Annotated in this window: 1 protein-coding gene; it reads left to right on the top strand. The window is 45.5% G+C overall.

What is annotated here, in order from left to right; all coding sequences use genetic code 11:
• Positions 1–94: 94 nt before the first annotated feature.
• On the top strand, positions 95–451 hold a 357-nt coding region (locus tag ACE5LO_RS27810; protein WP_375523143.1), incomplete at its 3' end, for a transposase family protein.

The following is a 451-nucleotide window of genomic DNA, read 5'->3' as shown; positions in this document are numbered from 1 at the left end:
GCCTCCTCGCTAAATGATGTTGGTTTGAAAAGATAGAACTATGCCGATGCTAGGAATAAACTATGAAAATTCCGATGCGGGGGTAAGAATTATAATGGAAAAAACGCAAGAAGAACTGGATCTGTTCCAAGCAGCTCTAAGTATGGAGGAGCCTTGGTTTGTCAGTTACCGCGAGTTGGACAAGAAAGAATTGCTGCTCCATGTGGGTCTGAATTTTAGACGAGGTGCAGCATTTGCTTGCCCGGATTGTGGGAAGCCATGCAAAGTATTTGACATCGTAGACGAGGACCGTACCTGGAGGCATTTGAACTTTTGGCAGTACCAAACGGTACTACACGCCCGTTTGCCACGAGTCAAATGCTTGACGTGCAGGAAAATCTTAACCGTAAAAGTCGGTTGGGCTCGACCACATGCTGGGTTAACATGGTTATTCGAAAGTTTTGTGATGGAA

This window comes from Paenibacillus medicaginis, assembly GCF_042138635.1.
GTDB classification, from domain to species: Bacteria; Bacillota; Bacilli; order Paenibacillales; family Paenibacillaceae; genus Paenibacillus; species Paenibacillus medicaginis.
Note: the sequence above shows the minus strand (reverse complement) of the source record. Positions and strands in the feature narration are given on the sequence as shown.